Below are 26,965 nucleotides of genomic sequence, written 5' to 3'. Positions count from 1 at the left end.
CATCGTGCTTACGAACGACGACATATGATATCACATCTACAGCTCAATTCCATCGGCCCTTGAAAGTATCTCAGGCTCTCCATCTGTTATAAGTATTGTATTCTCATAATGTGCCGCCAGTGATTTGTCTGCGGTGACGACCGTCCATCCATCCGGCATCCACTTCACTTCGTAATCGCCAAGTGTGATCATCGGTTCTATCGCTATCGTCATTCCTGCTTTCAGCTTCGGTCCTCTTCTTCTTGTTGCGAAGTTTGGGACCTCCGGCTCTTCATGAAGATTTTTTCCAACTCCATGTCCCACCAGATCGACAACAACTCCAAGTCCACACTCATCGGCATAGGACTCGACCGCTATTCCTATATCCCGCACATGATTTCCCGCACGGGCCGCTGACAGTCCTTCAAAGAAGCTTTGCTTCGTTGCCTCTATGAGATACTTTGCCATATCAGATATCTCGCCAACTCCATATGTTCTGGCTGAGTCTGAATGGTAACCCTTATAGATAACACCGGCATCAAGACTTACTATATCTCCATCCTGAAGCACTCTGTTCTTTGATGGAATTCCATGTACCACCTCATCATTTACAGATACACACACCGACGCCGGATATCCCTGATAGTTCAGAAATGATGGTTCACAGTGATAACTTCTGATAACCTCTTCACCGAGCTTATCTATATCATATGTGGTCATTCCCGGCTTCAATGCTTTTCTCATCTCCTCATGAGTTATCGCCAGAATTCTTCCAGCCTCTCTCATAAGCTCAATCTCTTCCTGGGATTTTATGGAAATACCCTTCATATTTACTCACCTAATATATCAGTGATAGCAGCGAATACATCCTTCATATCTACGGTTCCGTCAACCTCTTTCAGGATGCCCTTTGCCTTGTAGTAATCGATGAGAGGCTGTGTCTGCTCATGATATACATTAAGTCTCTTCTCTACTGTCTCTGGCTTATCATCGTCTCTAAGGATGAGATCAGCTCCACATGCATCACACTTGCCCTCAACTTTTGTTGGGTTGTATACGATATGGTATGTTGCTCCACAACCTACACATGCACGTCTGCCTGACATTCTCTCGATGATATTCTCATCAGGTACCTCAACATTGATAGCGTAATCAACTGAATCGCCGATTGCTGAGAGTGCCTTGTCAAGTGCCTCTGCCTGTGGGATAGTTCTTGGGAATCCGTCAAGGATATATCCCTTTGCACAGTCATCAGCCTTGAATCTATCTATTACCAAGTCGACAACGAGCTCATCTGGTACAAGAAGTCCCTTATCCATGTACTCCTTTGCCTTTGCACCAAGCTCTGTGCCGTTCTTTATGTTCGCTCTGAATATATCTCCTGTTGAGATATGTGGTACGCCGTACTTTGCAGCGATCATCTTTGCCTGTGTTCCCTTGCCTGCGCCCGGTGCGCCTAACATGATTATCTTCATATATTCAACCTCCATTTTTTTGAACGTTTCCCATTCTTATCAAATACTATTCTCTCTATAATACACGAATAGGAAGTGTACTATACGGCACACTCCCATTCGTGTTTATTGCCACGTCATATTTTAGTCTAAAAGGAATCCCTGATAGTTCCTTACCAGCATACGTGACTCAATATTCTTAATTGTCTCTATAACAACACCTACAACGATGATAAGTGATGTTCCTCCAAATGAAACATTTGCTCCAAAGAAACCACTGAAGAACATTGGTATACATGCTACTATGATAAGTCCTACAGCACCTATAAATATGATGTAGTTTAAAATCTTATTAAGGTAATCCTGTGTTGACTGTCCAGGTCTTATACCAGGGACAAAACCGCCACTCTTCTTCATATTGTTGGCAATCTCCATTGGATTGAATGTGATCGCTGTGTAGAAATATGCGAAGAAGAACACAAGTAAAATATATACGATCAAACCGATCGATGCCCAAGGATAAGATCTGTTAAACCAGTAGCCCTGACTCATACCCTGGATTATCTTTGCTCCTACACCAGATGTCTTGATGTTGAACAGATTCACTACGATCTGTGGAACAGACAGTATGGATGATGCAAAGATGACCGGAATAACACCTGCAGTATTGACCTTAAGTGGAATATGAGAGGACTGTCCTCCCATCGTCTTTCTTCCTCTTACTGTCTTGGCATACTGTACAGGAATTCTTCTCTCTGCGCCCTGAAGTGCACATACAAATACTACTGTAATAACTACAACTGCAAGGATAATGAGCCCTACAAGTGTAAATCTTACAAAGTCTCTGCCCTTCATGAACTGTGTGTATAAATTCTTGAAGTCATTTGGCATTGTTGAAACGATGTTTATCAGAAGGATTACTGATATACCATTGCCAACACCCTTCTCTGTTGCTCTCTCGCCAAGCCACATTACTATAGCACTTCCTGCCGTAAGAATGACTACGATGCAAAGAACTGTCCAGAAGTTATAATTCTCAATGACTCCCTTGTTTCCAAATCCTACTACAAGACCAGCACTCTCAAGAATAGCAAGACCTACTGTCATATATCTTGTGATAGCGGTGATCTTCTTTCTACCATCTTCTCCGTCTTTCTGCAGTTCTTCCAAAGCCGGTATAGCAATGGTGAGAAGCTGTATGATGATGGAAGCTGTAATGTAAGGTGTTACCGACAATGCAAAGATCGACATCTGCTCGAACGATCCTCCGGTGAATGAACTGAAGATGTTCAGTGAATCACCGAGTGCATTCTGCATGTACTCTCTTATTGCATCCGCACTTATTCCCGGAACGGTAATCAGACTACCAAGTCTGACTACCACGAGAATGAAGAACGTATATAAAAGTCTTCTTCGTATATCCTGTACCTTAAATGCATTGATTAAGGTTTTGAACATATTACATCACCTCTGCTTTTCCGCCAAGAGCTTCAATTTTCTCAGCTGCTGACTTTGAAAAAGCATTAGCCTTAACATTGAGCTTTTTAGTTAACTCTCCATTTCCAAGAATCTTAACTCCATCACGAGGATTCTTAATGATACCTGCCTCTACTAATGTCTCAACAGTTACGTCTGAGCCATCCTCGAATCTCTCAAGAGCTGATACATTGATTGCAACGATCTCTTTGTGATTGATGCAATTAAAGCCTCTCTTAGGAAGACGTCTATATAATGGCATCTGTCCACCTTCGAAACCTGGTCTAGGTGATCCAGAACGTGCCTTCTGACCCTTATGTCCCTTACCTGCAGTCTTGCCATTTCCTGAACCATGTCCACGGCCTACACGGAAATTAGCACTGTGCTTTGAGCCTTCAGCCGGCTTTAATGTAGATAAATCCATGATCTGCGTATCCTCCTTCTCTTATACTTCCTCAACCTTTACCATATAACTTACCTGCTTAACCATTCCAAGTGTTGCAGCGTTATTTGGGAGCTCTACTGACTTATTAACCTTCTTAAGTCCAAGAGCCTCTACTGTCTTTCTATGCTTTGGTACAGCACCGATAGGGGACTTTACCAAAGTTACCTTTAACTTATCTGCCATCTTCTAATACCTCCTTAGTTAAGTATCTCATCAACAGATTTTCCACGAAGTCTTGCGATATCCTCTGGGTTCTTGATCTCTGTAAGGCCCTTGATTGTTGCAAGAACTACGTTCTGCTTGTTGTTTGATCCTAAGGACTTTGTACGGATGTTCTTATATCCTGCAAGCTCAAGTACGCTACGAGCAGGACCACCAGCGATGATACCAGTACCTTCTGGAGCTGTCTTCAGAAGAACTGAAGCACTGCCGAACTGTCCATTCCAGTCGTAAGGGATACTACCAACTTCATTTACAGGAACTGTAACTAAATGCTTTGCAGCATCCTCCTTACCCTTACGGATAGCTTCTGGAGTCTCAACTGCCTTGCCAACACCAACGCCAACGTGGCCATTTCTATCACCAACAACTACGAGAGCTGCAACTCTAGAATTACGTCCACCCTTAACAACCTTTGTTACACGCTTGATGGCAACAACTTTATCTTCTAACTCTAACTTACTTGCATCAATTATTTCACGCTTCATACGTTGTTCTTCCTCCTTACTAGAATTCCAGACCAGCTTCTCTCGCTGCATCTGCTAATGCCTGAACCTTACCGTGGTATACGAAACCGCCTCTATCATAGATAACAGTCTTGATACCCTTCTCAAGTGCTCTCTCAGCAATAACCTTACCAACGTAAGCTGCTGCATCAACATCATTTGTCTTCTCAAGCTCATCCTTAATAGCCTTCTCTGTTGTAGATGCTGCTACTAATGTCTTACCAACTGAATCATCAATAATCTGAGCGTACATATGATTATTACTTCTGAATACAGCTAAACGTGGTCTCTCTGTTGTTCCAGCTAAACGATTACGAACACGCATATGCTTCTTTACACGAATTGCGCTTCTTGATTCTTTATTAATCATCTTATCTCACTCCTTTATTATTTCTTACCAGTCTTACCAACTTTACGTCTGATAGTCTCATCCACATACTTGATACCCTTGCCCTTGTATGGCTCTGGTGCTCTCTTCTCTCTGATCTCAGCAGCGTACTGACCAACCTTTTCCTTGCTGATTCCGCTTACTATGATCTTGTTTCCATCAACTGATGTTTCGATACCATCTGGATCAACCATCTCAACTGGGTGTGAATAACCAAGAGCAAGAACAAGCTTATTACCCTGCTTCTGAGCTCTGTAACCTACACCGTTAACCTCAAGCTCCTTCTTGTAACCCTCTGTAACACCTACTACCATGTTGTGGATAAGTGTTCTTGTGAGTCCGTGAAGTGATTTCATCTTCTTTAAGTCGTTAGGTCTTGATACTGTGATTGTATCGCCGTCTAACTTTATATCCATTTCCGCAGGGAGAACTCTCTCAAGAGTTCCCTTTGGTCCTTTAACAGTCACTTTATTATTTTCTGCTATATCTACAGTTACGCCTGCAGGTACAGCGATAGGCATTCTTCCGATACGTGACATTTTGCCGTCCTCCTTTTACCAAATAAACGCAAGTACTTCTCCACCTACGTTCTGTTTTCTAGCTTCCTTATCTGTTAATACACCCTTGTTTGTGGAGATAATAGCAGTTCCAAGTCCACCAAGTACTCTTGGAAGCTCATCCTTGCTTGCGTATACTCGAAGACCAGGCTTTGAAATTCTCTTAAGACCTGTGATGATCTTCTCGTTCTTATCTGCACCATACTTCAATGTGATCTTGATTGTCTCGAACTTACCGTCCTCAACGATATCTACAGCCTTAACATATCCTTCTGATAAAAGTATGTCGGCAATAGCTTTCTTCATCTTTGAAGCAGGGATTTCTACTGTATCATGCTTTGCTGTATTAGCATTACGAATTCTTGTAAGCATATCTGCAATTGGATCGCTCATTGACATAATAAATTTCCTCCTTCTTACTCTTACCAGCTTGATTTCTTAACGCCAGGAATCTGTCCCTTATATGCTAACTCACGGAAGCAGATTCTACAAATTCCGTACTTCTTTAAAACTGAGTGTGGACGTCCACAAATGCTGCAACGTGTGTACTCTCTTGTTGAGAACTTCTGCTTGCGCTGCTGCTTAACTTTCATTGATGTCTTAGCCATTTCTCGAATCTCCTCCTTTATTATTTGCTATAAGGCATGCCGAACAGTGTAAGTAACTCACGAGCTTCCTCGTCAGTCTGTGCTGTTGTTACGCAAATTATATCCATACCTCTAACCTTATCTACCTTATCGTACTCGATCTCAGGGAAGATAAGCTGCTCCTTAATACCGAATGCGTAGTTACCTCTTCCATCAAATCCGTTTGGATTGATACCTCTGAAGTCACGTACACGTGGGAGTGCAAGATTTACAAGACGATCAAGGAACTCATACATCTTCTCGCCACGAAGAGTTACCTTACATCCGATAGGCATTCCCTCTCTCAGCTTGAAGTTAGCTACTGACTTCTTTGCTCTTGTTACAACTGCCTTCTGACCTGTGATTGTCTCAAGATCCTTGATAGCAGCGTCGAGAACCTTAGCGTTCTCTCTAGCTTCACCAACGCCCATATTGATAACGATCTTATCGAGCTTTGGTATCTGCATTACATTCTTATATCCAAATTTCTCAACCATGGCGCTCTTAATTTCAGCGTCATACTTTTCTTTAAGTCTACTCACCTAAGACGACCTCCTTCCAATTAATCTATCTTCTCTGTCTTGCCATCAACTTTGGCTACACGAACCTTATCCTTACCAGTTCCTTCAAAACCAACTCTAACTGGCTTGCCCTTGTAAAGATACATTACATTAGAGATGTCAAGTGGGGCTTCCATCTCGATGATTCCGCCCTGCTGGTTAGCCATGCTTGGCTTGCTATGCTTAAATACTTTGTTGATTCCTTCAACTACTACGGTACCATTCTTCTTATCTACTGAAACGACCTTTCCGCTCTTGCCCTTGTCCTTACCAGCGATAACCTGTACCATATCATCTTTCTTAATCTTCATTGTTGCCATAGTCACACCTCCTTATAATACTTCAGGTGCAAGTGATACGATCTTCATGAATTTCTTATCACGGAGCTCTCTTGCAACTGGTCCAAAGATACGTGTACCTCTTGGATTCATATCGTCTTTTATAATTACAGCAGCGTTCTCGTCAAACTTGATGTATGAACCATCCTTACGACGAGCGCCATGCTTTGTTCTAACTACAACGGCCTTAACTACATCGCCCTTCTTTACAACTCCGCCTGGTGTTGCATCCTTAACAGAGGCAACGATGATATCGCCGATATTCGCATATCTTCTAACTGATCCGCCTAACACTCTGATACAAAGTAACTCTTTTGCACCTGTGTTATCAGCAACTTTAAGTCTTGTTTCCTGCTGAACCATTTAATTTGCCTCCTTACTTTGCCTTCTCGATGATCTCAACAAGTCTCCATCTCTTATCCTTTGATAATGGTCTTGTCTCCATAACCTTTACTCTATCGCCAATCTTGCACTCGTTATTCTCGTCATGAGCCTTCAGCTTTACTGTTCTCTTTACAATCTTACCATAAAGAGGATGCTTAACATTATCTACGATAGAAACAACGATTGTCTTATCCATCTTGTCACTTGTAACTATACCAACACGTGTTTTTCTCAGATTTCTTTCCACAATAATTCCTCCTTCCAAGATAATTAAGCATTAGCCTTCTGGGCTATAACTGTCTGTATTCTTGCTATATTCTTTCTAACGTCCTTGATTCTGCTTGTGTTGTCAAGCTGATTTGTAGCATTCTGGAATCTCAGGTTGAATAATTCCTTCTTTGCAGCTACTAAATCTTTCTGGAGATCGTCAACGGACTTGCTATTTAATTCGTTCATAAAATCCTTAGTTTTCACTGCCTGCTACCTCCTCTAACTCTTCCTTTGATGCGATCTTACACTTAAGTGGAAGCTTGTGCATAGCGAGTCTGAGAGCCTCTTTAGCTACCTCCTCAGGTACGCCCTGAACCTCAAACATAACTCTGCCTGGCTTAACTACTGCTACCCAATACTCAAGTGCTCCCTTTCCAGAACCCATTCGAGTCTCAGCCGGCTTTGCTGTAACTGGCTTATCAGGGAAAATCTTGATAAATACCTTACCACTACGCTTCATATATCTTGTCATTGCAATTCTGGCTGCCTCGATCTGGTTTGACTTGATCCAAGCTGGCTCTAATGCTACGAGACCATACTCACCGTTTGTAATCTTATTGCCTCTAAGTGCCTTACCAGCCATTGTTCCTCTGAACTGCTTACGACGCTTTACTCTCTTTGGCATTAACATTATTTATTTCCCCCTTCCTTTACTGTCTTTGTTGGAAGTACTTCACCATGGTAGATCCATGTCTTTACGCCAACCTTACCATATGTTGTATCTGCTTCAGCAAATCCGTAATCGATATCAGCACGGAGTGTCTGAAGAGGAATTGTTCCCTCGCTGTAGAACTCTGTTCTAGCCATATCAGCACCGCCAAGACGACCTGAACATGCACACTTGATACCCTGTGCGCCTGACTTCATTGTTCTACCCATGCAAGACTTCATAGCCTTTCTGAATGCGATACGATTCTCAAGCTGTGCTGCGATGTTCTCTGCAACGAGCTGAGCGTCAGCATCCGGCTTCTTGATCTCCTTAACGTCGATAAAGAGCTTCTTATCTGTTAACTTCTGAGCGTCAGCCTTGATCTTCTCGATTCCGGCTCCACCCTTTCCGATTACTACTCCAGGCTTAGCTGTGTATAATACGATCTTTACATTCTTTGCTGATCTCTCGATCTCGATCTTTGAGATGTTTGACTTGTAAAGAGTTGTCTTTAAGTATTTTCTAAGGATCTGATCTTCTGCTAAGTTCTTAGCAAACTCGTCATTTCTCTTGTCAGCATACCAGTTTGAATCCCAATCTTTGATAATGCCGACTCTTAAACCATGAGGATTAACTTTCTGTCCCATATTTTACCTCCTATTTCTCGTCAAGCACGATTGTGATGTGGCTTGTTCTCTTCTCGATTCTATATGCTCTACCCTGTGCTCTTGGATGAACTCTCTTCATTGTAGGTCCCTTGTTAGCGTAACACTCTGCTACGTAAAGGTCCTCCTTCTTCATGCCATTGTTGTTCTCAGCGTTAGCAATAGCAGACTTCAAAAGCTTCTCTATAACGCTTGAGCCATATCTTGGGTTGTATTCTACGATAGCAAGTGCTGTCTGAACATCCTTACCTCTGATAGCATCAAGCACAAAACATGCCTTGGTTACTGATACTCTTGCGTATGAAACCTTAGCTGATGGTCTTGTATCTTTGTTCTCATTTCTGAGTCTCTTGTCATGGGATCTATGTCCTTTAGCCATTTTGAAAAGTCCTCCTTTCAAATATTCCTAATATTATCTTCTACCCTTCTTTTCGTCCTTACCATGACCTCTGTATGTTCTGGTAACTACGAACTCACCGAGCTTATGTCCTACCATATCTTCTGTTACATATACTGGTACGTGCTTTCTTCCATCATGAACGGCAAATGTGTGGCCAACGAATGATGGGAAGATTGTTGAACGTCTTGACCAGGTCTTTATAACTTCTGTCTTATTAGCAGCGTTTAAAGCATCTACCTTCTTAAGCAGATGTGCATCTGCGAATGGTCCTTTTTTTAATGAACGAGCCATATTTCTTCCTCCTTAACTATTTAACATTCTTACCGTCTCTACGTCTTACGATCAACTTATTAGACTGCTTGTTCTTCTTTCTTGTCTTGAGACCCATTGCTGGCTTGCCCCATGGAGTAGAAGGACCTGGACGACCGATAGGTGCTCTACCTTCTCCACCACCATGTGGATGGTCATTAGGGTTCATGACAGAACCACGAACTGTTGGTCTAACGCCCATATGACGCTTACGACCGGCTTTACCAATGTTAACAAGGCCATGCTCGATGTTTCCTACCTGTCCAACTGTTGCTCTACAGATAATCGGAACCATTCTCATCTCGCCTGATGGAAGTCTAAGTGTTGCATACTTTCCTTCCTTAGCCATGAGCTGTGCAGCGTTTCCTGCTGAACGAACTAACTGTCCGCCCTTACCTGGATAAAGCTCGATGTTGTGTACCTGAGTACCAACTGGAATATTCTGAAGTGGAAGACAGTTACCAACCTTGATCTCTGCCTCTGCGCCATTCATCAGCACATCGCCAACTGCAAGCTTGAAAGGAGCAAGGATGTATCTCTTCTCTCCATCTGCATAGAACAGAAGTGCAATATTTGCTGATCTGTTTGGATCATACTCGATTGCAGCTACTGTTGCTGGAATACCATCTTTGTCATTTCTCTTGAAATCTATTATTCTATACTTTCTCTTAGCACCACCACCGTGATGTCTTACTGTTATCTTACCCTGATTGTTACGACCGGCTGTCTTGCTTGTTGAAACAACGAGTGACTTCTCTGGAGTTGTCTTTGTGATCTCTGAAAAATCAAGGCCAGTCATATTTCTTCTGGAAGGTGTATATGGGTTATATGTCTTAATTCCCATTGTTGTTCTCCTTTCGGTTCAATTTATTCTCACGCTTTGATTGCGTATACAACTAATGTAATGAGCGGCTATACTGTGCAGCCACCCACAGCTATATCTTAAAGTCCCTCGAAGATCTCGATGTCCTTGCTGTCAGCTGTAAGCTGAACGATAGCCTTCTTGTACTTTGCTGTGTTACCAAGTGTCATACCACGTCTCTTGACCTTACCGTCATTGTTCATTGTGTTGACCTTTGCAACCTTTGTTCCCTCGAACATCTTCTCTACAGCTTCCTTAACCTGTGACTTGTTTGCTTCTGGATGAACAAGGAATGTATATTTCTTCTCAGCCATAGCGTTCATGCTCTTCTCTGTGATCACTGGCTTAAGTATAACGTCATAATATTTGATATCTGCCATTATGCGTACACCTCCTCAATTGCTGCAACTGCTTCCTTAGTAAGAACAAGCTTCTCATACTTGAGAATATCGTATACGCTAAGTGAATTAGCTACTGTTGTCTTAACTGTTGGAATGTTGTTTGCTGAAAGAACAACGTTATTGTTCTTATCCTTTGTTACTACAAGAGCCTTAGGAGCTGAAAGCTTTGCAAGGATCTTTGCAAATACGCTTGTCTTAGCCTCCTGAAGATCAAGCTTGTCAACTACTACCAGCTTGTTCTCAGCAACCTTTGATGAAAGTGCTGACTTCATAGCAAGCTGCTTCTCTTTCTTATTCATCTTAACTGAATAATCTCTTGGCTTTGGTGCGAATACAACTCCGCCGCCTGTCCACTGTGGAGATCTTGTTGAACCCTGTCTAGCATGACCAGTTCCCTTCTGTCTCCAAGGCTTTCTTCCACCACCAGAAACTTCTGAACGTGTCTTAGCGCTCTGTGTTCCCTGACGGTTGTTGGCTAACTGACCAACTACAGCCTTATGCATTATATGCTCATTTATTTCTACACCGAAAACTGCATCATTGAGCTCTAATGTCTCAACTTCTTTGCCTTCAATGTCATAAACCTTAACTGATGCCATTGTTGTCTCTCCTTTCCAAAGCCCTACTTACCAGACTTTACTGTATCTTTAATCATAACCAATGACTTCTTTGGTCCTGGAACAGCGCCCTTAACCAAGATTACATTGTTCTCAACATCTATTTTAACTACCTCAAGGTTCTGGATTGTAACTCTTACGCTACCCATATGTCCAGGCATCTTCTTGCCCTTGAATACTCTACCTGGAGTAGTTGCAGAACCGTTTGAACCTGCATGTCTGTGATACTTTGAACCATGTCCTGAAGGACCTGACTTAAGGCCGTGTCTCTTAAGACCGCCTGCGTATCCCTTACCCTTTGACTTAGCAGTAACATCAATCTTGTCGCCAGCAGCAAATACGTCTGCCTTGATCTCTGCGCCAAGCTCGTACTCAGCAGTGTTCTCAAGTCTGAACTCTCTATAGAAAGCCTTTGGAGTTGTTCCTGCCTTCTTAGCATGACCAACCTCTGCCTTACCAGCACCATGTGGATTTCTGATAACTTTCTTTCCTGATACGTCCTTTGTTGTTACTCTTTCCTTCTTCTCGCCGAATCCTACCTGAATTGCATCGTAACCGTCATTCTCAACTGTTTTGATCTGGGTTACAACACATGGACCAGCCTGCAATACTGTAACTGGTGTTAATACACCGTTCTCGTCGAAAATCTGTGTCATTCCGACTTTTGTAGCTAATATAGCCTTCTTCATTTCTGTTTCCTCCTAATTTAATTCACAGCGGATTGCATCTGCAATCATACTAAATTACATCCGAAAATGCATTAGGTACTGTTATTTAATTGTTTCTGCGGTTTGTTTTAAATTAGTCCGCATCTAATTGGGTTTCTTTTGAATTGCTGTCTGACTTTGATTATTTCATCTTAACATCGATGAACACGCCAGCGGACAGATCGATCTTCTGTAATGCATCAATTGTCTTCTGAGTTGGTGCTACAACATCGATAAGTCTCTTATGAGTTCTCTGCTCAAACTGCTCTCTTGAGTCCTTGTACTTATGAACTGCTCTTAAGATTGTGATCTTCTCAATCTTAGTAGGCATTGGAACTGGTCCGCTTACCTTTGCGCCAGTCTTCTTAACTGTATCAACAATCTGTGCTGCTGCCTTGTCGATAAGTTTGTGGTCATAAGCCTTAAGTGTAATTCTCATAATCTGATTTGCCATAAAAAAAGCCGCCTCCTTTTCGCACTTAATCTTAGTACAACAAGCGGTGACTGTACACTCTCCCGTGTGTGTCCTAAGTTAAAACCCAGAACCATCACGTCGTTTCTGTCCTCTTGACAGACGGTTATATTGTACAGTGACTTGTCGCCAGTTTTGTAAATTGACATTCGCTCCACGAAAAACCTGCGTCATATATGTACGCAGCAACCTCCGCTTCTCAGCTATCATGCCACAGCACGTTTGATTATATACTAGGGATTTCTTTAAATCAAGAGGTTTTTTTAATTTTTTTATGTTTTTTTGAATTTTTTTAACGGGTATTTACAGGGTATCACTCGCCAGATTCACTCAGCTTGAATGTCCTCTTCATCTTGATCCCCTTGTTCTCCCATATCTCAAACTTCGAAAAGCTTAAGATGAACCCGTAATCTGTATGGTAACCATAATTCTCCATCGCAAACCCAGGGAATCTGCTTCGAATCGCATCGAGCAGCTCTGCCATATCATCTATCTTATATCCCCTGCCTGTCATATACTCATATGCAAATGTGTCTATCTCCTCCCTGTCATCGACCAACGTCAGCTTTGTCACGCCATTCTCATCGGTATAAACCTTCACTCCACTCACATTATTCTCCACAAATGTATCAAGATGAGTATAGCCATAATTTCTGACATCAAAATCCGGGTATCTTCTCACAACGCCTTCATACACCTGTTCCATGACAGCATCTCTTCCCTGTCCTTTATAATAGGAAGAAACCGAATATATCTCCTTTGCTATATCACCTATATCCGGTATATCAGCAGTGCATTTTTCTCCGGCAAGAACATCTATATACATATATCTCTGGGCGCTGTTCACAAGGATTTTGTCTGCGTCACATGGACCGGCAACCACAACCTCTATATCCGTGAGCCTCAGCTTGTTGAGAAGCGGTACTGTCAGACTGTCCCCCGTTGCTATATATATGCGCTCTGGCTTTGAAAGCGCAGCATCCGCCATAACCTCCACGGCCAGCGCAACCATCGCCGATGACACCTTATACTCTCCGTGCATGCAGTCCTGTATTCTGAACCTCCCTGCACTCTCCATAAAGCTGTCATCGTCTTTGTCGGAATTAAACATCTTGCAGATCACAAGCTTGTCCGTTCTGATTATATCCTCATATATAACAGGCACAGCCTTTGCCTCTATGCTATCACAATCTATATACAGCGCAGCCCTCATGATATCCTCCTTAATAATATTCCACAACCATCACACACACAACAAACCACAGGTTTAATCCAATTATATCCTGCCATCCGCCTTAATCATCTCCATCAGAGTCTGTCTGAATCCAAACTCCTCACAAAGTGCTTCCGCATCCTTAAAAGCCTTCTTTCTCCTGTCCGGAGATACATTTTTCTTCACAGCTCTTATGAGCAGATTTTTAGGCGAATGTGCAATGTCTATAAATTCCATTATATCAGTCTTATATCCACACGCCTCAAGCATATGTCCACGGATGGAATCTGTTGCCAGCGCAGCTATCCTCTCCTTTATGATACCGTATCTTGTCAGCGCAGCCAGTTTATCAGAATGCATCTGTTTATTCAGCTCATGCTGGCAGCAAGGCACGGACAATATATACTGTGCGTTCCAGCAAATGGCATTGTACAGCGCATAGTCCGTGGCAACATCACACGCATGCAGCGTCATGACCATATCCACATCCACATCCGTCTTATACCCATTTATATCCCCAAGTTCGAATTTTAGTCCGGTATATCCAAACTGTTCCGCCAGCGCATTGCAGTCTTTTATCACCTGCTCCTTGAGATCCAGGCCGGTTATATGGACATCAAGCCCCTTAACCTCATGCAGATAATAATAAACTATAAATGTCAGATACGATTTGCCGCATCCAAAATCTACTATATTAATAGAAGGTTTGTTGTAGCTCTTCATGACATTGTCCACGATCTCCGCAAATCTGTTGATCTGCTTAAACTTGTCATACATGGAGTGCACAACCTTGCCATCCTTTGTAAATATGCCCAGATGGGTAAATACAGGGATATCCATTCCCTCTTCAAGTATGTATTTCTTTCTTCGGTTGTTTCCCTGAACAGTTATGAGTTTATTCTCCGTGTGCCTCTTATTCACAGCTATTTTGCCCTTCTTTGAGATCTTCACATCCCACTCCTCCCGGGCCGAGAACATGTTTATCTGTCTGAATCCATCCTGCAGATCTCCGGCCAGTGCTTCTTCAAGCTCGCCCTCATCTATATTCTGGTGGAACACCTGCTTCTCCGTATACCTTTCTATCTGAAAGCACCTTTTACCGCCTATGATTTTTCTCTCAAATACCACTTTTCTATATTCACCGCGTCCGCCACTGAGGATAATCTTGTGGGGATCACTCTGTACCATCTCTTCTATTAATTCTTTTATACTTATATCTGCCATTATTCCAACTTCTCCATTACCAACAATCTGTATCGTCATTAATCTCTGTCATCAATCTATGCACACAGCAGCCTTGACGCAGTGCTTTGATACAAGTATAATCTATAGGATATATTTTTTGAAGTTATTTTTATAAGGAAGGATTACATATATGTGGATAGCAGATGGATGGAAGGATTATGAAGTTATTGACTGCTCTGACGGAGAAAAGCTTGAGCGTTGGGACAAATACACTCTACTCAGACCAGATCCCCAGGTTCTGTGGAGCACTCCAAAGAAAAATCCTGCATGGAATAAACTGAACGGACATTATCATAGAAGCAACAAAGGCGGCGGAGAATGGGAGTTTTTCAGCCTGCCTAAGCAGTGGACAATAAATTACAGGGATCTGACTTTCAATCTGAAGCCATTCAGCTTCAAGCACACTGGTCTGTTCCCTGAGCAGGCTGCCAACTGGGACTGGTTCAGCGAACTGATAAAGAACTCACCTAAAAAGGATATTAAGGTATTGAACCTGTTCGCATACACAGGGGGCGCAACATGCGCAGCCGCCAAAGCCGGAGCTGCAGTCACCCATGTTGATGCATCCAAGGGAATGGTTACCTGGGCAAAGGAAAACGCAGCATCATCAGGGCTCGCCGACGCACCGATCAGATGGATAGTTGACGACTGTGTGAAATTTGTCGAAAGAGAGATCAGACGAGGCAACAAATATGACGCGATCATCATGGATCCTCCTTCATACGGCAGAGGACCAAAGGGTGAGATATGGAAGATCGAAGAGAAGATCCATCCTTTCATCAAGCTCTGCAGCCAACTTCTCTGTGACAAGCCGCTTTTCTTCCTTGTAAATTCATATACAACAGGTCTCGCGCCTGCGGTGCTCACATATATGATATCCACAGAGGTAAAGAGCAGATTTGGCGGACATGTTGTGGCAGATGAGATCGGACTTCCTGTCACAGAGACAGGTCTTGTTCTTCCTTGCGGTGCCGCCGGAAGATGGCAGAGATAACAACGGATCGGTCGAGGCAGATACATTTTGCAGATAAACTAAAAGCAGGAATATGAAACCCAGCAAACTTCGTTATAGGGGCTCATATTCCTGTTTTTTTAATTTTTCAGCTTCTTAATTTCAGCTTTTTTGTCACGTAATTTAATCCTTTACACCGTCACATCCACATACTCCAGACGTATGACCTTCTCCAGATCCGCAGGGGCTATCTCTATCTGATACCCAACCTTACCCGCACTCACATACATCTTATCAAGATCTTCAGCACTTGCATCTATCGTGGTCCTGAAAAACTTCTTCATACCGATAGGTGAGCAGCCGCCATGTATATATCCGGTAAGAGGGAGGAGTTCCTTTGCCTTGAGCATATCTATCGACTTCTCTCCCACAGCCTTCGCAGCTTTCTTGAGATCAAGTTCCTCCTTGACAGGAATTACAAACACGTAATTTGCGCCGGACTTCGCAACGGTCACCAGGGTCTTATACACATACGCAGGATCCTGTCCAAGTATGGCAGCAACCTTCTCTCCATTCGTCTCGCCCGTCTCCACATAACAATAATGGTTGTACTTTATCTTCTTGCTGTCAAGTATGCGCATGACATTTGTCTTTTCCTCAGTCTTTGCGTTCTTATTCTTATCTTTCATGTTCCAGGTCATCTCCTTGTCATCAAATGCACTAAGCGCCCCAACCTTGTCTATTGAAGATTGAAGCGCTGTATGCATGTCCATTGTATTCTCCGACTTTATCTTAATCTGCCGTACATAACTTTATCTGTCTTCCATCGGCAGATACTCTTTGTGTGTTCCCACATACTTATATGCAGGTCTGATGATCTTGCCGGCATTGACAAGCTCCTCTATTCTATGCGCCGACCATCCTGCAATACGTGCGATGGCAAATATAGGAGTAAACAGCTCGATAGGGATACCGAGCATCGTATATACAAATCCACTGTAGAAGTCTACATTTGCCGATATAGGCTTGCCGCTGCGTCTTCTGGCCGCAAGCAGTCTTCCTGATATCTCCTCAACCTTCTTGTACAGCTCAAATTCCTTTGTCCTGCCCTTCTCCTGGGCAAGTCTCTCTGCATATCCCTTGAGTATCCTAGCTCTAGGATCTGAGTTGGTGTATACCGCATGACCCATTCCATATATAAGGCCTGAATGGTCAAAGCCATTCTTGTCAATAAGTCCTGTGAGATATTTCTCCAGTGCAGCCTCATCATCCCAGTTCTTGACATGGCTCTTGAGGTCATCAAACATCTGCTGAACCTTGAGGTTTGCACCACCATGCTTAGGTCCCTTCAGCGATCCAAGTGAACTTGCAACTGCAGAATATGTGTCTGTTCCTGTCGACGATACTACATGAGTTGTAAATGTGGAGTTATTACCACCACCATGCTCAGCGTGTATAACCAGACATATGTCAAGCACCTGCGCCTCAAGCTCTGTATATTTCTTATCCGATCTGATAAGCCTCAGGAAATTCTCTGCAGTGGAAAGCCCCGGCTTCGGATTGTGTATTACAAGACTCATGTCGTGGAAATAGTGCTTGTAGCCCTGATAACCATATGCGGCGATCACAGGGAACTGTGCTATCAATTCCATACACTGTCTGAGAACATTCTCAATGCTTATATCATCCGGATTATCATCATATGAATAGAGTGTGAGAACACATCTCTGCAGAACGTTCATCATATTCTTGCTTGGTGCTTTGAGGATAACATCTCTTGTAAACTTTCTAGGAAGCTCCCTGTAGCACTCCATCATCTCAACAAATCTCTTAAACTGCTGCTCATTTGGAAGCTTTCCAAACAACAGAAGATACATAGTCTCCTCAAATCCGAATTTACTTCCGTGAAAACCTCTCTCGAGATCCTCAACATTGTACCCTTGATAATACAGACGACCATCAGTCGGCACTCTCTCTCCATCTATTACATCATATCCTATGACATCAGATATCTCTGTGAGTCCCGTGAGTACACCTTTTCCTGTGGAATCTCTGAGGCCTCTCTTGACATCATAATTGACATAGAGGTTCTGGTCTATCTTGCCAGATTCTGTACAATAACCTGTAAGCTCATCCAGTATTCTGTTATATTCCTCGCTGTTTCTTTCCAAACCTCATGTCTCCTTCCTTTATCCAATCCCTGTTCATCATCCCGGAGCTTCTCCGGATCTTATCAATAAACTATATCAACTCACCACAGTTTATCAAAAAAACTCCATTTTCGCAAGAAAGACAGCAATAAATTTGATTTATTCCTGTCTTTTCGCCAAAATTATTTAATTTCAAAATATTTCTGCCTAAATTTCAATAATATATCTCTCATAGGCATTTATGATCGTCGTGTCCTCGTATTTTGATTCGCGGACAAAATCTCTTCCATAATTTATATGCACATGGCCATGGACAAAATACTTAGGTCTGTACTCCTCCATAAGCGTTCTGAAACACTTAAAACCTGTATGTGGGAGATCCTCGGAATCATTTATCCTGTATGCAGGCGAATGGGCAACAAGTATGTCAAAGCCCTTGTTCCTCATGATCTTAAACCTGAGTTTCCGTACTCTTCTGGCCATCGCACGCTCGGAATACTGATGATCCGCACCACCAAACTTGTATTCCATCGAACCGCCAAGTCCCAGAATTCTGACACCCTTATACACATAAAGCTTGTCGTCTATGCACTCGCAGCCCCCCGGCGGTGTATCCTTGTAGCACACGTCGTGATTGCCATGGACATAGAGAACGGGCGCATGACTGAATGTCGCAAGGAACGACAAATACTGTGGCGATAAATCGCCACAGGATATTATCAGGTCTATTCCCTCGACCTTACTCTTATCAAAATAATCCCACAAATACTTGGATTCTTCATCCGCCAACAACAAAATCTTCACGTATCTATTCCCCTGTACTACAGTATACCTTCTCCGTAGGAGATTTATCTTATTTCACTTCCGGAACCGACTTGAGCTCCAGACTCTCCGGTGTGTCTATACCCTGAAGTGCAACTACCGTCTTTGCCTCATCGACAAGATCGTCCTCTGTAGGGAGCATGCCCACTACATTCTCAGCAAGCCAATCCATCTTGAGTATATCTTCATGGAGCATCGCTCCGTCATCTTCATTTCTCACTATTCCGTTCTGGGATGTAAGCTTTCCGCTGAACGGTGTGATAGCGCCCTCTCTTATGAGGTTTGTCATAACCGATATGAGCTTCTGTGTTCCGGCCGGAAGGTGCTTTGAGCATATGACGTCAACTATTCCCGCTGACATACCCCACCAGTAGCTTATCGCATTGCTGGTCTCGTTCTTCTCCTCCTGCTTCCAGTTGCCCTCCAGTATGGATCTAAGGATCCTCTCATAGAATGCACCCCAGTTGTAGAAAGGCATGGCAAGGTTGACGACCTCTCCATTCTGATCATAGTGATAAAGTCCGAAGTTTCGTGACGCATCATCCGGCATGATCATGTCTCTATCGGATATATATGTTATTCCATTTCTCTCGAAGAACTTCTGTGGATCAGCATTCTTAACCTTCGTCCACTGCAGATATATCTTTGCCCTAGGGTTGACCATCCTTGCTCCGATGGCAAATGCATTGATGTTCGCTGTTGTTCCGAATATCGGATAATCGGCTACATATCCTATCTGTCCGTCAGCACACAGGCTTCCCGCTATCATACCGGTGAGGAACTTCACCTCGTACATTCTTGCATAATAGGTACGCACATGGCTGTTCGCAAGGCTGAGGGAACAGTTAAGTATCTTTATCTCCGGGTGGAGCACTGCAGTCTTAAGAGCCTCAGGAAGCATCTCAGGCCCTGTCGTAAATATCACATCATACTTCTCATCCACAAGTCTTCCAAGGCACTCTGTCAGCTTGGCAGGTGTATCCACATTACAGAAGGTTCTGCTGTCGACAGAATCTCCGAGTTTATTCTCCATGTCCATTCTACCCAGTTCATGGCTGTATGTCCAGACCGAGTTGGCTGGCGACTTATCATACACAAATGCCACCTTCAGGTTCGAAGGGCCTGATGGCTTTATAACCCTGTCGAGTATGGACTTCTTAGGCTCCACAGGATCGAGCTTTGGAAGAACCGTCTTATCCTTCTTCTCATTTGTGAGGACTATCTCATTCCATACCTTGTCAACACTGTCCTTCACCTGGGATGTAGTCATGTTCTTAAGAGCTTCATAGCCATACACATTGAGGAATACAAGCATGGCATCGTCCACTGTTATAGTGAGCTCCTCATTGCCCTTCTTAGCAAGATAAGCCTTCTCAAATGCGAGATGTGCCGAGTTGAAATCCAGTCTCTCATCCTCTGTGAAAACCGCATCCTTAGTGATCCCTATGAACTCCCTGAGCTTATCATATCCACCGAGCTGTGAGAAATATACATAGTTGATCCCCGTCTGCTTGTGGAAATCTATAAATTCAAAATATATCTTATTCTCAAGTGAGTCTGTCCTTCTAGGTATCTTTCTTGTAACCATGGCAGGAACTGAGTCCGCACCAAAGTATTTGAGCACACTCACTCTCTTATTTCCTTCTACTACATAGAATTTGTTCATATACTCATATACCTTTATCGGGTCATGTATACCTTCCTCTATGTGGGACTCACACAATGCGGCCCATTTCATTCCAAATTCAGTATGATAATCCAATATAGGCATAAAATTACTAGCAAACGCCGTCGTCCTTGCAGCGGTAGCGGTTCCAACCACGCGGTCAAGCGATATGGTCTGGAGACCAAGATTCACCTCACCCACAGTGTCGGATGGTGATATTATTTCATCCAAAACCGGAAGATATGGATATTCATTTTTTGCTACGGCTGCCTGATATCTCTTCTCACCAAGCTTCTGAGCCCTTAAATATTCGTTTGCTGACATACTATCACTCTCCTTATTCAAGACCATATAGTAATACTATAAAATTCAATAATCAAGAATTTGTTTCCTTCCGATCCGCCAAAATTATCTGCCTTTCAACTGCATGTTTTGTGAATTATGTATAAACCGCATTGTATGTTATGCATAATTACCACTTGATTTTTTCCGTAACATGCTGTATTATATTATTAAATTCAGAAGATTTCACATATTTTCGAACTTAATGTCGGTGTGTGTGAATACCAATATACTTAAGGAGTCTGGCTAATACACTTCCACCAGGCTCCTTTTTATTGTAGCATCTATTCTGTTCTTTTACAGCATTCCCCATCAAAATTCATTGATTTCGACTGCATCATTGTTCATCTTCCCTATATGCGTCAAATGTAACCTTTATGTCAGTTCCCTTACCTGGTTCACTGTCCATATCAAGCTGTGCATTGTTGCGGGCAACTATATGCTTTACTATGGCCAGGCCAAGTCCTGTGCCACCTGTGGACTTCGATCTGCTCTTGTCCACTCTGTAGAATCGTTCAAATATCCTCTCCTGATGCTCCTTCGGGATTCCTATTCCCGTATCCTTCACCCTGAGTATAACCTTGCCATCCTCTGCCTTTACAGATACATCCACACTTCCATTCTTATTGTTATATCTGATGGCGTTGTCTGTGAGGTTATACACAAGCTCCTCCATCATCATCTTGTTCGCATATATATATCCGTGACTGCCATCATAGCTGAGTGTCACACTGTTCTTCTCTGCGTTTATCGCCAGCATATCCGTGGCTGTTCTGGCTATGACCGCCAGATCGATCTTCTCCATCAGTGGCGCATCCTCAGATACATCCAGCTCTGACAGTCTGATTATGTCATTGATGAGGGTGAGAAGTCTGTTGGAGTTCTTGTGGATCTCAGTTGCAAAATGATGTACATCCGCCTCGGTGGCCATACCTGTCTCGATAAGCTCCGAATACCCCGATATGGATGTGAGCGGCGTCTTGAGCTCATGTGATACATTTGCCGTGAACTCCTGTCTCATCTGTGAGCTCTTCACTATATCCGCATGCTGCTTCTGTATCATATCTATAAATGGCCGCATCTCCTTGTACGCAACTATGTGGGTATCGTCGTCCAGACTGTTTGCCATCTGCTCTATTGGTTTCAATATGTTTCTGGTCAGATAGTGTGTCACTATGATGGTGACACAGACCAGGATCGCCATCACCACCAGCATGACCGGCACAGCCGCAAGGAACATACTGATTACATTGTTGGTCTCCCTCGCTATTCTCAGCACCCTTCCAGACTTGAGCAGTATCGCATAGTAATATGTGCTCTTATTGAGGGTTTCCGACTTTCTTATAACCTGTCCATCACCATTTTCAAATGCCTCTGCTATCTCTGGTCTGTCAAGGTGGTTCTGCATGGAAGTCTCATCGGCCTGATTGTCATACAGAACACTGCCGTCAGGCGCTATAAGCGTCAGTCTGAGGTCATTGGTATCCACGCTTGCATACACACCGGTGTCATCCGCGTCGAAATCTCCGGTATTCTTAAACACCTCAGCATAGCCCTTCAGATCCCTTATGATCTCTGCCTTGTACACCTCATAGAATATGAATGTCGACAGAACCATGGTCACCGCTATGGCCACCAGTGAAAAGATGATAAACTCCAGATTGATAACCTTTTTCAGTCTTTTATCGTCTCTCTTACCCATATGCTACTCCATCTTATACCCTACATTTCTAACTGTCTTTATCATATTACCTGCTTCGCCAAGCTTCTGTCTCAAAGTCTTGATATGCATATCAAGGGTTCTGGATTCGCCCTCGTAATCCGTTCCCCACACATCCGACATGATTGTGTCTCTGTGAAGAACTATTCCTGCATTCACCATGAGAAGCTTTAAGAGTTCAAACTCCTTGAAGGTAAGCTCACACAACTCGCCGCCCACATGCACCTCGCGTCTCTCTGAATCAAGGGTTATATCCCCGAGTACCAGCTGCTTGTCATCCTGCAGCGCCCTGCTTCTTCTGAGCAGCGCCTTGACCCTGGATATGAGCTCCATCACGCCAAATGGCTTGGTGAGGTAATCATCCGCTCCTATATCCAGTCCCTTGACCTTGTCAAGCTCTGTAGTCTTGGCTGTCACAAGGATGATCGGAACTCTGACAGTATCAGGTCTGCTCCTGAGCTTCTTCACAATCTCAAGACCATCCATGTCAGGGAGCATGATATCCAAGAGTACCAGATCAGGGACCTTCTCCACAGACCTTGAGAAGAAGGATTTCGCATTCTCAAACTCCTCCACCACATATCCGCTGTTTTTCAAAGCAAACATCTCTATCTCTCTTATATTCTTATCGTCTTCTACAATATAAATATGTACTGCCATTTTGTCTCCTTTCCCTATACAATACCACTTTCATTTACATGCATATTGCATTTTATTTTTATCATTATTTTTTATATAAATGCACGCCAGATATCACTTCAGCTTGTATATCTCTCTGTAATATGTGTACATGCTCTGGAAATCTATGTTGGAATCTTTCTTCATGTTGTCCAGATATTCATGTGTATCAAAGTTGTCTGATTTTAACTGGAGCATTGCCACCGCCACGTTGGAACAGTGGTCTGCAACTCTCTCATAGTTGTTGATAAGATTCTCCAGTGATATTCCGAGCTCAATGGTACATTTGCCCTTCTGAAGTCTCTTGATATGCTGCTTCTTAACCGCGCTGTTGAGCTCATTGATGGCTTCCTCAAGCGGCTCCACATGGGATGCCTCCTGAAGGTCTTCTTTGTCGTAAGCCTCCACAGTCATGCTGACTATGTTCTGAACTGCATCCTTGTATACACCCAGCTCTGACTTTGCCTTTTCTGAGAAGGACGCGCCCGCCTCATTCATCTTCCTGCATATATCCGCTATGGTTATGGCGTGATCCGACATTCTCTCAAGATCACCTATGACATGAAGTCCGATCGATACCTTCTGGCTATCCTCATGGGAGAGCTCCTTGCTGCTGAGCTTTACCATATAAGAACCGACCTCATCCTCATAGGTATCTATGATGCCCTCAAGATCCTCAACCTTATCCCTGACCGCTTCATCATAATTATCAACCAGTGACAGTGCCATATCAACACTGTTCTTTGAAAGCTGAGCCATGTATTTTACAACCTCTATACAGTGTCCAACAGCAAATGCTGGTTTCTCAAGGAATCTGGCATCCAGACGCTTGAGCATCTCCAGCTCTGCAGGAGTATTTTTCTCCACCTCATCCTTATCTCTGACAGTGAGCGTTGCAAGCTTCTCAAGTCCGCCTGAGAACGGAAGCAGAAGAAGTGTCGCCGCAACGTTGAACACACTGTGTACAACAGCTATACCAGCTGCATTCGCTGAATCATTCAGGAACTGGAAGTGTACAAATGAATTGACCGTGTAGAACACCACCATGAACACGACTGTTCCTATGATGTTGAAGTACAGATGCACAAACGCAGCTCTCTTGGCATTCTTCTTGGTTCCTATACATGATATCAGTGCCGTTACACAGGTTCCTATGTTCTGACCCATGATGATTGGGATCGCCGTCCCAAATGACACAGCCCCGGTTGCACACAGCGCCTGGAGTATACCTACAGATGCCGAAGAACTCTGTATGATAGCTGTTATCAACATTCCCACAAGCATTCCAAGGAATGGATTGGAGAACATGGTGAGTATATTCGTAAATTCCGGTACATCCTTAAGCGGAGCAACCGCACCGCTCATCATCTCCATACCAAACATGAGCACTGTAAATCCAAGAAGGATTCCACCTATATCGTGCTTCTTCTCAGACTTGGTGAACATGAGGAATATTATTCCTGTTACTGCGAGTATAGGTGAAAAGGATGAGGGTTTCAACATATTAATAAATATATTGTCACTCTGTATTCCTGTAAGGCTGAGTATCCATGATGTTACTGTTGTTCCTATATTTGCACCCATGATGATACCCACTGCCTGTCTCAGCTTCATGATGCCTGAGTTTACAAGTCCAACCACCATAACTGTGGTCGCCGATGATGACTGGATCACTCCTGTCACCGCAGCGCCCAGCAGAACACCCTTTATAGGTGTTGATGTGAGCTTTTCCAGTATCTTCTCCAGCTTACCGCCAGCCGTCTTGGCAAGGCCATCTCCCATCACGTTCATTCCATACAGGAACATTGCAAGTCCGCCCAGAAGGGATAACACATTGAAAATATCCATATCTTTTGTCTCCTTATTACATTTCCAATTACTTCTGTATAAGGACTTGTATACACAATATCCCTTTTACAGCGTCTGTTTTATCAGAGTCTATTGTAAAAGGGATATGTAAAATGTGAGATATGTGTATGTAAAATCTGTGTAAATTTAAAATCTATGTAAAATCCTGCAAAATATTTGGCACAGTTTTGTGGTATCACATAGACCTTTTTTCTGTTTTCATCTGTTTATTTGCTTCCGAGAGGCTCATTTATGAGCAGATACACCGCACTTCCAAGCATTCCTACCAGGAACATGCCATAACCGCCACATATGAACATCAGCTTTGCGAATGATACATCTCCCAGCACAGGGAGCATGTGGAGCAGCAATGCTGCAGCACATCCCGCAAGTCCGCACACCACCATGCTGACTGTTATGAAAAGTTTCATATTGCCTATACCTGTTCTGTGTGACAGTTCATTTATCTTCGTACATACCCACTTCATAGAAATCACCTCTTTTCGTCCATGACTCAATCATCAGTCTATATGTTCTCCTGTTATCGAGAAGAGTACCCACTCTGATATATTCGTTGCGTGATCGCCAATCCTCTCAAGATACTTGGCAACCATAAGAAGGTCACAAGCCTGCTCTCCATCATCCGAATTCTCATGTATCATTGTGATGAGTTCATTCTTGACCTTGTCAAAAAGATCATCGACGACATCGTCATGCTCTATTACACTCTTTGCCTTTTTCTCATCTGCGTTGACATATGCCTCTATGCTTGATACCAGCATGACGATCGTCTCTTTTGCCATCTGCTGTATGTGCTCAAGCTTCTTTATATATGGTGTGCCAGCCATGCACAGTGTGAGTTCTGATATATCTGAGGCGTGATCTCCGATCCTCTCCATATCCGTTATCATCTTGAGTGCTGCGGATATATTTCTCATATCCCCGGCAACCGGCTGCTGGGTAAGGAACAGCTTGAGGCACAGATTCTCAATCTCTCTCTCCTGATGGTCGATGGCGTCATCCGCCTCGATCGCCTTCTTTGCGAGCTCTGTGTCCTGGGCCACGAGAGCCTTGATCGCTGTCTCGATCGCCTGCTCAATCATAGTTCCCATCTCTATCATCTCTGCGTGAAGCTTTCTAAGCTGCATCTCATATTTGTCTCTCATCGTGTCCCTCCTAACCAAATCTACCGGTGATGTAATCCTCTGTACGCTTGTCAGCCGGCTTGCTGAACATCTTTTCTGTCTCTGCGTACTCAACGACCTCTCCGAGAAGGAAGAACGCTGTGTTGTCCGCAACTCTGGTTGCCTGCTGCATGTTATGCGTAACCATGATAATGGTGTAATTGTCCTTCAGTTCAAGTACCAGGTCCTCTATCTTGGATGTCGATATAGGATCAAGGGCCGATGTAGGCTCATCCATGAGAAGTACCTCAGGCTCCACTGCCAGTGCTCTGGCTATACAGAGCCTCTGCTGCTGTCCTCCTGAAAGGCCAAGTGCTGACTTCTTCAGTCTGTCCTTAAGCTCATCCCATATAGCTGCCTGTCTGAGAGATCTCTCAACTATCTCATCAAGCTTTGCATGATTTCTTATGCCGTGTGTTCTAGGACCATATGCTATATTGTCATAGACACTCATCGGAAAAGGATTCGGCTGCTGGAACACCATTCCAACTCTTTTTCTCAAAAGGTTAATATCCATTCCGCTGTATATATCCTCTCCATCAAGCCTCACATCACCTGTTATCTTGCATCCCTCTACCAAATCATTCATTCTGTTGAGCGACTTAAGGAATGTTGACTTACCACAACCTGATGGTCCAATAAATGCTGTAACCTCATTTGACGGAATATCCATATCAATACCCTTAAGGGCATGGAACTTTCCGTAATAGAGATTCAAATTTTTAACGCTGAACTTAACGTTATTATTCATCTATTTTTCTCCATTCTTAACATCAAATGCGAATCGTTACATCATTTGTATTGTTATGATGTCTTTCTTTCACATCGCACCTTAATATTTTCTTTTCTAATTGCAGAAGC

General features: G+C 43.3%; 37 protein-coding genes. 1 reads left to right on the top strand and 36 read right to left on the bottom strand.

The window, feature by feature from the left end:
* Positions 1-36: 36 nt before the first annotated feature.
* The 26 genes from map to OCV54_RS06375 all read right to left on the bottom strand — a co-directional run bounded on the left by map (position 37) and on the right by OCV54_RS06375 (position 14,721).
* A complete protein-coding gene (map, locus tag OCV54_RS06500) occupies positions 37-807 on the bottom strand; it encodes a type I methionyl aminopeptidase (protein WP_015533796.1) in 771 nt (256 codons plus the stop codon).
* Positions 808-809: 2 nt separating this feature from the next.
* Positions 810-1,454, bottom strand: a complete 645-nt coding sequence (locus OCV54_RS06495) for an adenylate kinase (RefSeq protein ID WP_022216653.1) — start codon at positions 1,452-1,454, stop codon at positions 810-812.
* Positions 1,455-1,577: 123 nt separating this feature from the next.
* Positions 1,578-2,891, bottom strand: coding sequence for a preprotein translocase subunit SecY (gene secY / locus OCV54_RS06490; RefSeq protein WP_022216652.1), 1,314 nt, complete (start codon positions 2,889-2,891; stop codon positions 1,578-1,580).
* Position 2,892: 1 nt separating this feature from the next.
* A complete protein-coding gene (rplO, locus tag OCV54_RS06485; protein ID WP_004850150.1) occupies positions 2,893-3,333 on the bottom strand; it encodes a 50S ribosomal protein L15 in 441 nt (146 codons plus the stop codon).
* A 21-nt stretch (positions 3,334-3,354) separates the two neighbouring features.
* Positions 3,355-3,537: a 50S ribosomal protein L30 gene (gene rpmD / locus OCV54_RS06480; RefSeq protein ID WP_004850147.1), complete on the bottom strand. Its 183-nt coding sequence runs from the start codon at positions 3,535-3,537 to the stop codon at positions 3,355-3,357.
* A gap of 14 nt (positions 3,538-3,551) precedes the next feature.
* Entirely contained in the window at positions 3,552-4,061 is a 510-nt protein-coding gene (rpsE, locus tag OCV54_RS06475) for a 30S ribosomal protein S5 (RefSeq protein ID WP_015533792.1), read from the bottom strand.
* A gap of 19 nt (positions 4,062-4,080) precedes the next feature.
* The gene (rplR, locus tag OCV54_RS06470) at positions 4,081-4,449 is read right to left on the bottom strand and encodes a 50S ribosomal protein L18 (protein ID WP_022216651.1); all 369 of its coding nucleotides are present in this window, start codon (positions 4,447-4,449) and stop codon (positions 4,081-4,083) included.
* 17 nt (positions 4,450-4,466) lie between these two features.
* The gene (gene rplF, locus OCV54_RS06465) at positions 4,467-5,006 is read right to left on the bottom strand and encodes a 50S ribosomal protein L6 (protein ID WP_022216650.1); all 540 of its coding nucleotides are present in this window, start codon (positions 5,004-5,006) and stop codon (positions 4,467-4,469) included.
* A gap of 15 nt (positions 5,007-5,021) precedes the next feature.
* Entirely contained in the window at positions 5,022-5,423 is a 402-nt protein-coding gene (rpsH, locus tag OCV54_RS06460; RefSeq protein ID WP_022216649.1) for a 30S ribosomal protein S8, read from the bottom strand.
* 23 nt (positions 5,424-5,446) lie between these two features.
* The gene (locus tag OCV54_RS06455; protein WP_004850137.1) at positions 5,447-5,632 is read right to left on the bottom strand and encodes a type Z 30S ribosomal protein S14; all 186 of its coding nucleotides are present in this window, start codon (positions 5,630-5,632) and stop codon (positions 5,447-5,449) included.
* Positions 5,633-5,652: 20 nt separating this feature from the next.
* The gene (gene rplE / locus OCV54_RS06450; protein WP_004850134.1) at positions 5,653-6,192 is read right to left on the bottom strand and encodes a 50S ribosomal protein L5; all 540 of its coding nucleotides are present in this window, start codon (positions 6,190-6,192) and stop codon (positions 5,653-5,655) included.
* A 20-nt stretch (positions 6,193-6,212) separates the two neighbouring features.
* Positions 6,213-6,530 carry a 50S ribosomal protein L24 gene (gene rplX / locus OCV54_RS06445; RefSeq protein ID WP_004850132.1) on the bottom strand — a complete coding sequence of 106 codons (318 nt, stop codon included), beginning with the start codon at positions 6,528-6,530 and terminating at the stop codon, positions 6,213-6,215.
* A gap of 12 nt (positions 6,531-6,542) precedes the next feature.
* Complete coding sequence (rplN, locus tag OCV54_RS06440) at positions 6,543-6,911, bottom strand: 50S ribosomal protein L14 (protein WP_022216648.1); 369 nt, start codon at positions 6,909-6,911, stop codon at positions 6,543-6,545.
* A gap of 13 nt (positions 6,912-6,924) precedes the next feature.
* Positions 6,925-7,179, bottom strand: coding sequence for a 30S ribosomal protein S17 (gene rpsQ / locus OCV54_RS06435; RefSeq protein WP_022058713.1), 255 nt, complete (start codon positions 7,177-7,179; stop codon positions 6,925-6,927).
* Positions 7,180-7,202: 23 nt separating this feature from the next.
* Positions 7,203-7,406 (bottom strand): 50S ribosomal protein L29, encoded by a 204-nt coding sequence (rpmC, locus tag OCV54_RS06430; protein ID WP_004850126.1) that lies wholly within the window; start codon positions 7,404-7,406, stop codon positions 7,203-7,205.
* Positions 7,396-7,833, bottom strand: coding sequence for a 50S ribosomal protein L16 (gene rplP, locus OCV54_RS06425; RefSeq protein WP_022216647.1), 438 nt, complete (start codon positions 7,831-7,833; stop codon positions 7,396-7,398). The genes rpmC and rplP overlap by 11 nt, the downstream gene beginning before the upstream one ends.
* On the bottom strand, positions 7,833-8,498 hold the full coding sequence (gene rpsC, locus OCV54_RS06420; RefSeq protein ID WP_022216646.1) for a 30S ribosomal protein S3: 666 nt from the start codon (positions 8,496-8,498) through the stop codon (positions 7,833-7,835). The genes rplP and rpsC overlap by 1 nt, the downstream gene beginning before the upstream one ends.
* A 10-nt stretch (positions 8,499-8,508) precedes the next feature.
* Entirely contained in the window at positions 8,509-8,895 is a 387-nt protein-coding gene (gene rplV, locus OCV54_RS06415; RefSeq protein WP_004850120.1) for a 50S ribosomal protein L22, read from the bottom strand.
* A 33-nt stretch (positions 8,896-8,928) separates the two neighbouring features.
* On the bottom strand, positions 8,929-9,207 hold the full coding sequence (gene rpsS, locus OCV54_RS06410) for a 30S ribosomal protein S19 (protein ID WP_022216645.1): 279 nt from the start codon (positions 9,205-9,207) through the stop codon (positions 8,929-8,931).
* 16 nt (positions 9,208-9,223) lie between these two features.
* Positions 9,224-10,069, bottom strand: coding sequence for a 50S ribosomal protein L2 (rplB, locus tag OCV54_RS06405; protein WP_022216644.1), 846 nt, complete (start codon positions 10,067-10,069; stop codon positions 9,224-9,226).
* Between the two features lie 98 nt (positions 10,070-10,167).
* Entirely contained in the window at positions 10,168-10,467 is a 300-nt protein-coding gene (rplW, locus tag OCV54_RS06400) for a 50S ribosomal protein L23 (RefSeq protein ID WP_004850114.1), read from the bottom strand.
* Entirely contained in the window at positions 10,467-11,087 is a 621-nt protein-coding gene (rplD, locus tag OCV54_RS06395) for a 50S ribosomal protein L4 (protein WP_015533790.1), read from the bottom strand. The genes rplW and rplD overlap by 1 nt, the downstream gene beginning before the upstream one ends.
* A 23-nt stretch (positions 11,088-11,110) precedes the next feature.
* A complete protein-coding gene (gene rplC / locus OCV54_RS06390; RefSeq protein ID WP_015533789.1) occupies positions 11,111-11,794 on the bottom strand; it encodes a 50S ribosomal protein L3 in 684 nt (227 codons plus the stop codon).
* A 160-nt stretch (positions 11,795-11,954) separates the two neighbouring features.
* Positions 11,955-12,266: a 30S ribosomal protein S10 gene (gene rpsJ / locus OCV54_RS06385; RefSeq protein WP_004850108.1), complete on the bottom strand. Its 312-nt coding sequence runs from the start codon at positions 12,264-12,266 to the stop codon at positions 11,955-11,957.
* Between the two features lie 331 nt (positions 12,267-12,597).
* Positions 12,598-13,497: an OST-HTH/LOTUS domain-containing protein gene (locus tag OCV54_RS06380; protein ID WP_015533788.1), complete on the bottom strand. Its 900-nt coding sequence runs from the start codon at positions 13,495-13,497 to the stop codon at positions 12,598-12,600.
* Between the two features lie 63 nt (positions 13,498-13,560).
* The gene (locus OCV54_RS06375) at positions 13,561-14,721 is read right to left on the bottom strand and encodes a class I SAM-dependent methyltransferase (protein ID WP_055223147.1); all 1,161 of its coding nucleotides are present in this window, start codon (positions 14,719-14,721) and stop codon (positions 13,561-13,563) included.
* 151 nt (positions 14,722-14,872) lie between these two features.
* Between OCV54_RS06375 and OCV54_RS06370 the strand changes: the two genes are divergently transcribed.
* Complete coding sequence (locus tag OCV54_RS06370; RefSeq protein WP_022216641.1) at positions 14,873-15,736, top strand: class I SAM-dependent methyltransferase; 864 nt, start codon at positions 14,873-14,875, stop codon at positions 15,734-15,736.
* A gap of 149 nt (positions 15,737-15,885) precedes the next feature.
* On the opposite strand, the gene ybaK is transcribed toward OCV54_RS06370, so the two are convergent.
* The 10 genes from ybaK to pstB form a co-directional block, all read right to left on the bottom strand.
* A complete protein-coding gene (gene ybaK, locus OCV54_RS06365; RefSeq protein ID WP_055146749.1) occupies positions 15,886-16,383 on the bottom strand; it encodes a Cys-tRNA(Pro) deacylase in 498 nt (165 codons plus the stop codon).
* Positions 16,384-16,506: 123 nt separating this feature from the next.
* Positions 16,507-17,865 (bottom strand): citrate/2-methylcitrate synthase, encoded by a 1,359-nt coding sequence (locus OCV54_RS06360; protein WP_055223145.1) that lies wholly within the window; start codon positions 17,863-17,865, stop codon positions 16,507-16,509.
* A 186-nt stretch (positions 17,866-18,051) separates the two neighbouring features.
* Positions 18,052-18,648, bottom strand: a complete 597-nt coding sequence (locus OCV54_RS06355; protein WP_055223143.1) for a metallophosphoesterase family protein — start codon at positions 18,646-18,648, stop codon at positions 18,052-18,054.
* Between the two features lie 49 nt (positions 18,649-18,697).
* Positions 18,698-20,656, bottom strand: a complete 1,959-nt coding sequence (locus OCV54_RS06350; RefSeq protein WP_015533783.1) for a BMP family ABC transporter substrate-binding protein — start codon at positions 20,654-20,656, stop codon at positions 18,698-18,700.
* A gap of 355 nt (positions 20,657-21,011) precedes the next feature.
* On the bottom strand, positions 21,012-22,376 hold the full coding sequence (locus tag OCV54_RS06345) for a sensor histidine kinase (RefSeq protein ID WP_015533782.1): 1,365 nt from the start codon (positions 22,374-22,376) through the stop codon (positions 21,012-21,014).
* 3 nt (positions 22,377-22,379) lie between these two features.
* Positions 22,380-23,054 (bottom strand): response regulator transcription factor, encoded by a 675-nt coding sequence (locus OCV54_RS06340; RefSeq protein WP_055223141.1) that lies wholly within the window; start codon positions 23,052-23,054, stop codon positions 22,380-22,382.
* Positions 23,055-23,147: 93 nt separating this feature from the next.
* On the bottom strand, positions 23,148-24,920 hold the full coding sequence (locus tag OCV54_RS06335; RefSeq protein WP_055223140.1) for a Na/Pi cotransporter family protein: 1,773 nt from the start codon (positions 24,918-24,920) through the stop codon (positions 23,148-23,150).
* A 227-nt stretch (positions 24,921-25,147) separates the two neighbouring features.
* Positions 25,148-25,408: a hypothetical protein gene (locus OCV54_RS06330; protein ID WP_055223139.1), complete on the bottom strand. Its 261-nt coding sequence runs from the start codon at positions 25,406-25,408 to the stop codon at positions 25,148-25,150.
* Between the two features lie 33 nt (positions 25,409-25,441).
* Complete coding sequence (gene phoU / locus OCV54_RS06325; RefSeq protein ID WP_022216632.1) at positions 25,442-26,086, bottom strand: phosphate signaling complex protein PhoU; 645 nt, start codon at positions 26,084-26,086, stop codon at positions 25,442-25,444.
* Positions 26,087-26,096: 10 nt separating this feature from the next.
* Positions 26,097-26,855, bottom strand: coding sequence for a phosphate ABC transporter ATP-binding protein PstB (gene pstB / locus OCV54_RS06320; protein WP_055223138.1), 759 nt, complete (start codon positions 26,853-26,855; stop codon positions 26,097-26,099).
* Positions 26,856-26,965: the final 110 nt, after the last annotated feature.

Origin of the sequence: Coprococcus aceti, from assembly GCF_025567285.1 — a bacterium.
Classification (GTDB): Bacteria; Bacillota; Clostridia; order Lachnospirales; family Lachnospiraceae; genus Coprococcus; species Coprococcus aceti.
Note: the sequence above shows the minus strand (reverse complement) of the source record. Positions and strands in the feature narration are given on the sequence as shown.